Annotated in this window: 7 protein-coding genes and 2 pseudogenes; 5 read left to right on the plus strand and 4 right to left on the minus strand. The window is 65.0% G+C overall.

Going from position 1 to position 9,283, the window contains the following annotated elements:
• The 4 genes and pseudogenes from EOD07_RS12015 to EOD07_RS12030 all read left to right on the plus strand — a co-directional run.
• Positions 1-588 (plus strand): annotated as a pseudogene (locus EOD07_RS12015) (glycosyl transferase); the annotation flags it as partial.
• 102 nt (positions 589-690) lie between these two features.
• Positions 691-1,065, plus strand: a complete 375-nt coding sequence (locus EOD07_RS12020; protein WP_127235603.1) for a GtrA family protein — start codon at positions 691-693, stop codon at positions 1,063-1,065.
• Positions 1,066-1,144: 79 nt separating this feature from the next.
• Complete coding sequence (gene gshB, locus EOD07_RS12025; protein WP_127235604.1) at positions 1,145-2,086, plus strand: glutathione synthase; 942 nt, start codon at positions 1,145-1,147, stop codon at positions 2,084-2,086.
• Between the two features lie 147 nt (positions 2,087-2,233).
• On the plus strand, positions 2,234-3,763 hold the full coding sequence (locus EOD07_RS12030; RefSeq protein ID WP_127235605.1) for a YifB family Mg chelatase-like AAA ATPase: 1,530 nt from the start codon (positions 2,234-2,236) through the stop codon (positions 3,761-3,763).
• Positions 3,764-3,864: 101 nt separating this feature from the next.
• Here EOD07_RS12030 and EOD07_RS12035 read toward each other — a convergent pair.
• The 3 genes and pseudogenes from EOD07_RS12035 to EOD07_RS12045 all read right to left on the minus strand — a co-directional run bounded on the left by EOD07_RS12035 (position 3,865) and on the right by EOD07_RS12045 (position 6,944).
• Positions 3,865-5,190: pseudogene (locus EOD07_RS12035) on the minus strand (serine hydrolase domain-containing protein).
• 530 nt (positions 5,191-5,720) lie between these two features.
• Complete coding sequence (locus tag EOD07_RS12040; protein ID WP_245470066.1) at positions 5,721-6,329, minus strand: TetR/AcrR family transcriptional regulator; 609 nt, start codon at positions 6,327-6,329, stop codon at positions 5,721-5,723.
• Between the two features lie 24 nt (positions 6,330-6,353).
• Positions 6,354-6,944: a DUF308 domain-containing protein gene (locus EOD07_RS12045; protein WP_127235606.1), complete on the minus strand. Its 591-nt coding sequence runs from the start codon at positions 6,942-6,944 to the stop codon at positions 6,354-6,356.
• 208 nt (positions 6,945-7,152) lie between these two features.
• Here EOD07_RS12045 and EOD07_RS12050 point away from each other — a divergent pair, with 208 nt between their 5' ends.
• Positions 7,153-7,428 carry a hypothetical protein gene (locus EOD07_RS12050; RefSeq protein ID WP_164772197.1) on the plus strand — a complete coding sequence of 92 codons (276 nt, stop codon included), beginning with the start codon at positions 7,153-7,155 and terminating at the stop codon, positions 7,426-7,428.
• 36 nt (positions 7,429-7,464) lie between these two features.
• On the opposite strand, the gene EOD07_RS12055 is transcribed toward EOD07_RS12050, so the two are convergent.
• Positions 7,465-9,283: malate synthase G (locus EOD07_RS12055; RefSeq protein WP_127235608.1), on the minus strand; the 1,819-nt coding region annotated here is incomplete at its 5' end.

The raw sequence follows: 9,283 nt of genomic DNA on the forward strand, positions 1-9,283 counted from the left end.
CGCCTCTACAAGGGCCTGTTCGGGACCGACTTCACCGATATCTTCTCCGGCTACCGGGTGTTTTCGCGCCGCTTCGTCAAGAGTTTCCCCGCCGTTTCCGGCGGCTTCGAGATCGAGACCGAGATGTCGGTGCATGCCTCGCAGCTGAAACTGCCGGTGAGCGAGATGGCGCTCGATTACGGCCGCCGCCCGGAGGGCTCGTCGTCGAAACTGTCGACCTTCCGCGATGGCGCCAGGATCCTGTGGATGTTCGCCATGCTGGTGAAGGAGACGCAGCCGCTGCGCTTCTTCGGCACCTTCGCGCTGTTCTTCCTGGCCGCCAGCATCGGCCTGATGATCCCGGTGCTGGTCGAATTCGCCGAGACGGGGCTCGTGCCGCGCATGCCGACCTGGGTGCTGTCGATCGGCATGCTGCTGCTGGCCATGCTCTCGATGATGACCGGCTTCATCCTCGATTCGGTGTCGCGCGGCCGGGCCGAGCAGAAGCGCATCTTCTACCTGTCGATTTCCTCCGGCCGTGCCGAGCGCCAGGCAGCCGGGCAGGCCTTGCCGAAGAGCGAGCCGGGCAAGGCCCCACGGGCGGCTTAGAGCATGATCCCGAAAAGTGGGAACCGGTTTTCGGAGGAAGATCATGCTCCAACAAAGAGTTAGATCGTGAGGGCGATTCAAGGAAAACGCCATCACGATCTAGTGGGCCGCCTCTTCCGCTTCGCCCTCGCCGGCGGCATCGGCTTCGTCGCCGACGCGGCGGCGCTCTGGCTGCTGCTTGCCACCACGCCGCTCGGCCCGCTCTTAGCGCGGGTGCTGTCGATCGGCTTCGCGCTCTGCGTCACCTGGCAGATCAACCGCCACCTGACCTTCGCGCCGTCGAGCCGGGGCCTCGCGGAGGAAGGCGCCCGCTATGGCGGCGTCGGCATCGCCACCAGCATCGTCAATTATCTGCTCTACTGCGCCGCCCTGTTGGCGCTGCCGGGGCTGCCGCCGCTGGCGGCGCTGGCCTTTGCCTCGATCCTCGCCATGGCGCTATCGTTCCTGGGCTATTCCAGGCTGGTCTTCGACCGCTAGGCTTCTGCACCAAGCAAGCACGATTGGCAGACGCCCTCGATTTCCTTATATCGGCGGCTGAGTTCGCCGGAGACCCGAGATGCCGCTGAAAATCGCCTTACAGATGGACCATGTCTCCACCGTGTCGATCGCCGGCGACACGAGCTTCGCACTGTCGCTGGAGGCCCAGCGGCGCGGCCACAAGCTCTTCCACTACACGCCCGACCGGCTGTCGATGCGGGACGGCAAGGTGTTCGCGCGCATCGAGGAGATGCAGGTGCGCGACGAGAAGGGCAACCACTATTCGCTCGGCGAGAAAGTGCGTACCGACCTTTCCGAGATGGACGTGGTGCTGCTGCGGCAGGACCCGCCCTTCGACATGAACTACATCACCACCACGCACATATTGGAGCGCATCCATCCCAAGACCCTGGTGGTCAACGATCCGGCCTGGGTGCGCAACAGTCCGGAAAAGATATTCGTCACCGAATTCCCGGACCTGATGCCGGAGACGCTGATCACCAAGGACCCTCAGGAGGTGGCCGCCTTCCGCAAGGAATTCGGCGACATCATCGTCAAGCCGCTCTACGGCAATGGCGGCGCCGGCATCTTCCATCTGCACGAGGCCGACCGCAACCTCGCCTCGCTGCTCGAGATGTTCGGCCAGCTGTTCCGCGAGCCCTATATTGTGCAGCGCTACCTCAAGGACGTGCGCAAGGGCGACAAGCGCATCATCCTGATCGACGGCGAGCCGGTGGGTGCCATCAACCGCGTGCCGGCCGAGCACGATTCCCGCTCCAACATGCATGTCGGCGGCCGCGCCGAGAAGACCGAGCTGACGGAGCGCGAGCGCGAGATCTGCGCCCGCATCGGACCGGCGCTGAAGGAACGCGGCTTCATCCTCGTCGGCATCGACGTGATCGGCGACTACATGACCGAGATCAACGTCACCTCGCCGACGGGCGTGCGCGAAGTGCAGCGCTTCGGCGGCGCGGATATCGCCGCCCTGTTCTGGGATTGCGTGGAGGGGAAGCGGGGTTAATTCTCGCCACGACGCCCGTTGCATGAGCGAGAAACGATGTTCCCGTAATGTTCTTGCCTCGGCCGCAAATCTGTGGTTGTCTGGCGTGAGGTCTTGCGCGGGCTGATGGCAGCGTCGCGCGGAACTGCATCCGGGGGCGCGGGAAACATGGTGGCGCGGGTTCGCACGGTGGCTTTCCAGGGCATCGAGGCCTTGCCGGTCGATGTCCAGGTGATGGTCGGGCCGGGCAAGGTCGGCATGCAGATCGTCGGCCTGCCGGACAAGGCGGTGGCCGAAAGCCGCGAGCGCGTGCAGGCAGCACTCCATGCATCCGGCCTGTCGATGCCGTCGAAGAAGGTGACGGTGAATCTCGCGCCGGCGGATCTTCCCAAGGAAGGCAGCCATTACGACCTGCCGATCGCGCTCGGCCTGATGGCGGCGCTTGGCGCCATTCCGGGCGACATGCTCGCCGGTTACGTGGTGCTTGGCGAATTGTCGCTCGACGGCACGATCGCGGGCGTGGCCGGCGCGCTGCCGGCGGCCATCGGCGCCAATGCGGAGAACAAGGGCCTGATCTGCCCCTTCGCCTGCGGGCCGGAGGCGGCCTGGGCGGGCAAGGATTTCGACATCCTTGCGCCGCGCAGCCTGATCGCCATCGCCAACCATTTTCGCGGCACGCAGGTGCTGTCGCGGCCCGAGGCCGGCATCCAGCTCGCGGCGCGCGACCTGCCCGACCTCGCCGACATCAAGGGCCAGGAAAGCGCCAAGCGGGCGCTCGAGGTGGCGGCCGCCGGTGGGCACAATCTCCTCATGGTCGGACCGCCCGGCGCCGGCAAGTCGATGCTGGCGCAGCGCCTGCCCTCGATCCTGCCGCCGCTGGCGCCCAAGGAGCTGCTCGAAGTCTCGATGATCGCCTCCGTCGCCGGCGAGCTCGGCGAAGGCAAGCTGACCGACCGGCGGCCGTTCCGCGCCCCGCATCACTCCGCTTCGATGGCGGCGATGGTCGGGGGCGGCCTGCGCGCGCGGCCGGGCGAAGCCTCGCTCGCCCATCACGGCGTGCTGTTCCTCGACGAATTGCCGGAATTTTCACCGCAGACGCTGGACGCGCTGCGCCAGCCGCTGGAGACGGGCGACTGCATGATCGCGCGCGCCAACCACCGCGTCACCTATCCGGCGCGCATCCAGCTGGTGGCGGCGATGAATCCGTGCCGCTGCGGCATGTCGGGCGAGCCCGGCTATCGCTGCCTGCGCGGCGACCGTTGCCGCACCGAGTACCAGGCGCGCATTTCCGGTCCGATGCTCGACCGCATCGACCTTCGGATCGAGGTGCCGGCGGTCTCGGCAAGCGACCTGATCCGGCCGGACAAGGCCGAGACGAGCGCCGCGGTGGCGCAGCGCGTGGCGCGTGCGCGCGCCATGCAGCGCGACAGGCTGGAAAGGCTGGGCACCGGCGCCACCACCAACGCGCACTGCCCGCCTTCGATCATCGAGGAGATCGCCAAGCCCGATGCCGCCGGCCTGACGCTGCTCAAGGACGCCAGCGAAAAGCTCGGCTTCTCGGCGCGGGCCTATCACCGCGTCTTGAAGGTGGCGCGCACGCTGGCCGACCTCGACGCCAGCGAAACCGTCGGCCGCATCCATCTCGCCGAGGCGATTTCCTATCGCATGAGCGCGGAACGGATGGCGCAGGCGGCTTGATCGCGCAACCACTCAGGCGCTGTTCAGAGTGAGAACTCGCAGGCGGGAGCACGGGCCTTGCCAAGCACCAAGTTGCTCTCCGCGCTATCCGCTGACGAGCCTCACGCTCCCGTCAACGCACCATGGACGAGCGCGCGCAGCTCCTTGCGCACCGGAATAGCGCTCGAAGGCAGCAGTTGCGTGAAGAGAATGACCACCATGTCGTCGACCGGACTCACCCAGAAGAAGGTGCCTGCCGCCCCGCCCCAGCCATAATCACCCACTTGCGCCGAAATTTGCGCCTTGGCTGGATCGAGGACGACGGAGCCCAACAGACCGAACCCGACGCCGTCAAACTGAGTCTCGGCCCAAACCTCGGTTGCCAACGAAGCAAGATCGCCCGGCAGATGATTGCATGCCGCCAACTTCAGAGTGCGGGAACTGAGGATGCGTTCACCGTTCAGCTCACCCCCAGCACGCAGCATTTCGGCAAACCGCCAGTAATCGTCGATGGTTCCGACGAGCCCACCGCCGCCGCAAAACGTATCAACCTTTCCTTGCCGCCATGCCGAAACCTCCGGCGCTTCGTTCAAGGCCATGCCGCCCGCGGTCACCTCATACATCGGGGGAAAGCGGCTGATCCCGGTGTCCGGTACAGAGAAGCCGGTGTCGGCCATGCCGAGGGGCTCAAAAATGCGCTTCGCAAAGTACTTGTCGAGCGTCAGTCCGGAAACGACTTCCACGATGCGGCCGATGACATCGGACCCCGCGCTGTATTGCCACCGCGTGCCGGGCTCTCATTCCAATGGTAGCTCCGCGATCCTGCGCACCATCTTGTCGAGCCCGCCATAATCCTTGGCGAGGCCGAGCGCTTCCTTCGCATAGGCCTCGCCAAGCAGGCGCGGGCCTGTAAAGAGGCTCAGACCCGATGTGTGGGTCAGCAGATGATGGATCGTCAGCCTCGTTTCGACGGGCACTGTCTGGTCGAGCGACGTTGCGCCCGGTATCAAAAGCTGCATGTCCTTGAATTCCGGCAGGTAGGCTTCGACCGGATCGTCGAGATGCACGCGCGCCTCCTCGTACAGCATCAACAGCGCGACGGCGGTGACCGGTTTGGTCATCGAGTAGATGCGGGCGATGAGGTCACGTTGCCAAGGCCGCTTGGCTTCGACGTCGGCGTATCCGGCACAGTCGAAGAAGGCGAGCTTTCCGTGGCGGGCGATGAGCACGGCGCCGCCAGGCCAACGCCCGGTGTCGGCATAGCGCTGCATCCACCGCTTCAGTCGCTTCAGCCGCGTCGGGTCGAAGCCGAGATCCGAGGGGTCGCGAACTGGTTCGTCGCCAAATTGACTCATCGCACCAATGTCCCCTCGCAATGGAAGGCCTTTTATGAAGCGCCTCAGTTTGAAAGCGATGCGGTGGTTCGCGGCGCGAAGAAACATGTCCATCGCATCCGCAATTTGCCGACGCGGTACGTCGGATAGAGATTTTCACAGATATGGTACTTGTCGTCGGGAGCCGATTGGACGCGGTCCCGCGGGACAAACCATTCGCCCGTCGGCGGGTCGTTGCGGGCATAGGGCTGCGGTTGCCTGACGTAATAGCCCTCCGGCGCCGATCTGACATCGCTTGACGTGACAGGATGACAATCGTGACCGCCGCAGCATTCGAGATGGAGAACCGGGTCGGTTTTGCCCGAATACCAGCTGTGGGCGTTGGCGTGGCTGGCCGAAACAAGACATACCCAGGCTAGATGCCCCAGAAACCGGCCCATGGATTTGCGCCCTCTCGCTTTTGCTTATATCATATTAGCATAAGCTAATCTATTGGCTGAGGTCGCATAACTCGGCGCATAGGTCTGAATGAAACCGACCCCGATCAGGCCGCGGGCGTCGCCTGCGCAATCAACGGCGGTCGCGGCGTAATCATCTTAGGGTCGCGGTCGAACCGTCCCGCACCGATCCTTCCATTATTCACGTCAGTCGGTTGCGGGGATCAGCTTCTGCAATGTCGGAGCCAGGATCATGCCGAAGGTCAGGACATCGCCATAGGCCCGCGCGGAAATCATCGCCCCGTGCACGGTCGCCATGAAGGCTTCCGCCTCGGCGCGCGGCGCGGCGGCGATCGTCAATGTCCCCTGCGCGGCGCCGCGCTCGAAGACGCGGGTCAGCCACCCCGAGAGAAACTGAAAATAGGCCCGGACTTCCACGGCCACCTCGGGCGGAAGGGCCGGAAGCTCGCTGGCGAGCAAGGCGCAGACGCAGATCGGCCTGCTCGCGTCCTCGATGCACTGCGCCCAGAAGCCGGTATAGGTTCGCAGCAACTCGGGTGGCCCAGGCACATTGCGTTCCAGTTCCGTCATGCCCGTGACGGCGTCCTCGAGATAGCGCCTGACCAGGGTCTGCACGAGGTCGACCTTGCTCGGAAAATGATGATGGATGCTGGCCTTGCGGATACCGACCACCTCGGCGATGTCGGCGTAGCTGAAGCCGTTGTAGCCGCCGGCGACGATGAAGCGTCGCGCGGCGGCCAGGATGTCATCGGCGGTATTCGAAGGGGCAGTGTTCGAGGGCTTATCCATGGACATGCCTAACCTCCAACGGCGGAAATCTCAACGCGCGGCTTGCGGCGACTTGGCGAGGATATCGCTGACCGAAAGCCACACGGCGGACACCAGGAAGTAGAAGGCGCCGAAAGCGGCGTAGGGCGCGACGTTGGCGATGCCGATCGCCTCCGTGCCGCCCGCCATCTTGACGAAGAACAGGCCGGCCAGCGCCGACTGGGCGCCGCTCAGGATCATCGCCCACTGCGCGCCGTTGGTTTTCCAGCGCCGCAGGGCGGTCAGCAGCTGAAACGCTCCGGAGATCGCGGCCCAGACGCCATAGACGGCAAGCACCGCGTTCATGCTGTGGCCAAGCGCGACGGCGACCGCGATCGCGGTGAGGATGCTGACGGCGAAGTTCAGCAGCTGCGACCGGTTGCGGCCGAGACCGCCACTGCGCTGCGCGTCGACATAGTTGGCGAGCGCGTCCCAGGCGGGATAGGCCACCAGCATGACCGCGGCGAGCGTCGGGACTGCCTTCGCGACGGTGAAGGCCGCCAGGACCCAGGCCGCCGATACGGCGAACCGCAGATAATAGTAGCTTTTGAGCCAAGCGTTCGAAGACGGGGCGCGGCTGTGATCGTTCATTTGTCCAGACATGGTCGGATCTCTCGTTTAATCTACCTACCAACTAGTAGGTAGATTTCTAATCGTCAAGTCGTCCAGGGCCGGCCGGCGATCACCTCGACATCTCATCTATGTGATCGGCGCACTTGCCGGCTGGCGACGGCCGTTTTCCCCGCCTGGCGCGCGGGCGCGAGCCGCCATAGGCTTGTGTCGAAGTGAATTAATAGAGGAGGCGAAGGGTATGTTCAGGAAAGGGATAGTCGTGGCTGCCGCGGCGTTGATATTGGGCAGTGTTTTGCACGCTTCAGCCGCAGGTCAAGGAGGGCATGGCGCACGGAACCATGTTGTAAAACATGGCTCCGGAACCCATAAGGTCAAACAAGGCATACGAAAGCCTGCCGTAAAAGCTGGCGGCAAGAGTCCGAAGCTCACCGCATCTCACCTGGCGCAGCCCAACAACAACATTGCCGTGGGCGGGCCTTATGTCGGTTTGAAATACATCGGAAACGTTCCATGACGAGCCCCTGCCGTTCAGGCGATCGGCCACCGGCGCCTACCGCACGCGCTCCCGCGCCTTCAGCTCCAGCCGCCGCGCGTGCAGCACCGGCTCCGTATAGCCGTTGGGTTGGCTGGTCCCCTTGAACACCAGGTCGCAGGCGGCCTGGAAGGCGATGGAATTGTCGAAGTCCGGCGCCATCGGGCGGTAGAGCGGGTCGCCGACATTCTGGCGGTCGACGATCGCCGCCATGCGCTGCAGCGAATCCCGGACCTGGATTTCCGAGCACACCTTGTGGCGCAGCCAGTTGGCGATGTGCTGCGAGGAGATGCGCAGCGTGGCGCGGTCCTCCATCAGGCCGACATCGTTGATGTCGGGCACTTTCGAGCAGCCGACGCCCTGGTCGATCCAGCGCACGACATAGCCGAGGATGCCTTGCGCGTTGTTGTCGAGCTCGCGCTGGATCTCGTCCGGCGTCCAGTTCGGCCGCACCGCTACCGGCACCGACAGAATGTCGTCGAGCTTGGCCTTCGGCCGGCTCTTCAGCGCCGCCTGCACGGCGTGCACGTCCACCTTGTGATAGTGCGTGGCGTGCAGCGTCGCGGCCGTGGGCGAGGGCACCCAGGCGGTGTTGGCGCCGGCCTTCGGGTGCGCGATCTTTTGCTCCAGCATCGCCGCCATCAGGTCCGGCATCGCCCACATGCCCTTGCCGATCTGGGCGTGGCCGGCGAGCCCGCATTCGAGCCCCGTGTCGACATTCCAGGCCTCATAGGCGGAAATCCAGGCGGCCTGCTTCATGTCGCCCTTGCGGATCATCGGGCCGGCTTCCATCGACGTGTGGATCTCGTCGCCGGTGCGGTCGAGGAAGCCGGTGTTGATGAACACGACGCGCTCGCGCGCCGCGCGGATCGCCTCCTTGAGGTTGACGGTGGTGCGCCGCTCCTCGTCCATGATGCCCATCTTGATGGTGTTCCTGGCCATGCCGAGCAGCGCTTCGACGCGGTCGAAGATCTCGACGGCGAAGGCGACCTCTTCGGGCCCGTGCATCTTCGGCTTCACCACATACATCGAGCCGGCGCGGGAATTGGCGCGGCGGCCATTCTCGCCGACATCGTGCAGCGCGATCAGCGCGGTGACCGCGGCATCCATGATGCCCTCCGGCACCTCGTTGCCGTCGCGATCGGCGATCGCCGGATTGGTCATCAGGTGGCCGACATTGCGCACCAGCATCAACGAGCGTCCGGGCAGCAGAAGCTGGCCGCCGTTTGGCGCCGTGTAGCGGCGGTCGGGATTGAGCTTGCGGACAAAAGTCTTGCCGCCCTTGGTGATCTCTTCGGCGAGATCGCCCTTCATCAGGCCGAGCCAGTTGCGGTAGACGACGACCTTGTCCTCGGCATCGACGGCGGCGACCGAATCCTCGCAGTCCTGGATGGTGGTCAAGGCCGATTCCAGGATGACGTCGGCGATGCCGGCCGGGTCGGTCTTGCCGATCTGGTTGGCGCGGTCGATCACGATCTCGATATGCAGGCCGTTCTTGACCAGAAGCACGGCTTCCGGGTTGGCGGCATCGCCGCGATAGCCGGCGAACTGCCTTGGGTCGGCCAGCGTCGTGGCGCCGGCGCCCTCGCCGGCTTTCAGCGCGCCGTTCGCCACCGACAGCCCGTTGACGCCGGCCCATTTGCCGGTGGTCAGCGGCACGGACTGGTCGAGGAAATCCTTGGCCCAGGCGATCACCCTGGCGCCGCGCGCCGGGTTGAAACCCTTGCCCTTCTCGGCGCCGCCCGTCTCGGGAATGGCGTCGGTGCCGTAGAGCGCATCGTAGAGCGAGCCCCAACGGGCGTTGGCGGCATTGAGCGCATAGCGCGCATTCATCACC

The sequence above is a fragment of the Mesorhizobium sp. M2C.T.Ca.TU.002.02.1.1 genome, from assembly GCF_003997225.1.

Excerpts from the sequence above, each read along its gene's own strand:
- EOD07_RS12040 (WP_245470066.1), bottom strand. The coding sequence starts at position 6,329 with ATGTCCATGGATAAGCCCTCGAACACTGCCCCTTCGAATACCGCCGAT.
- EOD07_RS12045 (WP_127235606.1), bottom strand. The coding sequence starts at position 6,944 with ATGTCTGGACAAATGAACGATCACAGCCGCGCCCCGTCTTCGAACGCT.
- gshB (WP_127235604.1), top strand. The coding sequence starts at position 1,145 with ATGCCGCTGAAAATCGCCTTACAGATGGACCATGTCTCCACCGTGTCG.
- EOD07_RS12050 (WP_164772197.1), top strand. The coding sequence starts at position 7,153 with ATGTTCAGGAAAGGGATAGTCGTGGCTGCCGCGGCGTTGATATTGGGC.
- EOD07_RS12030 (WP_127235605.1), top strand. The coding sequence starts at position 2,234 with ATGGTGGCGCGGGTTCGCACGGTGGCTTTCCAGGGCATCGAGGCCTTG.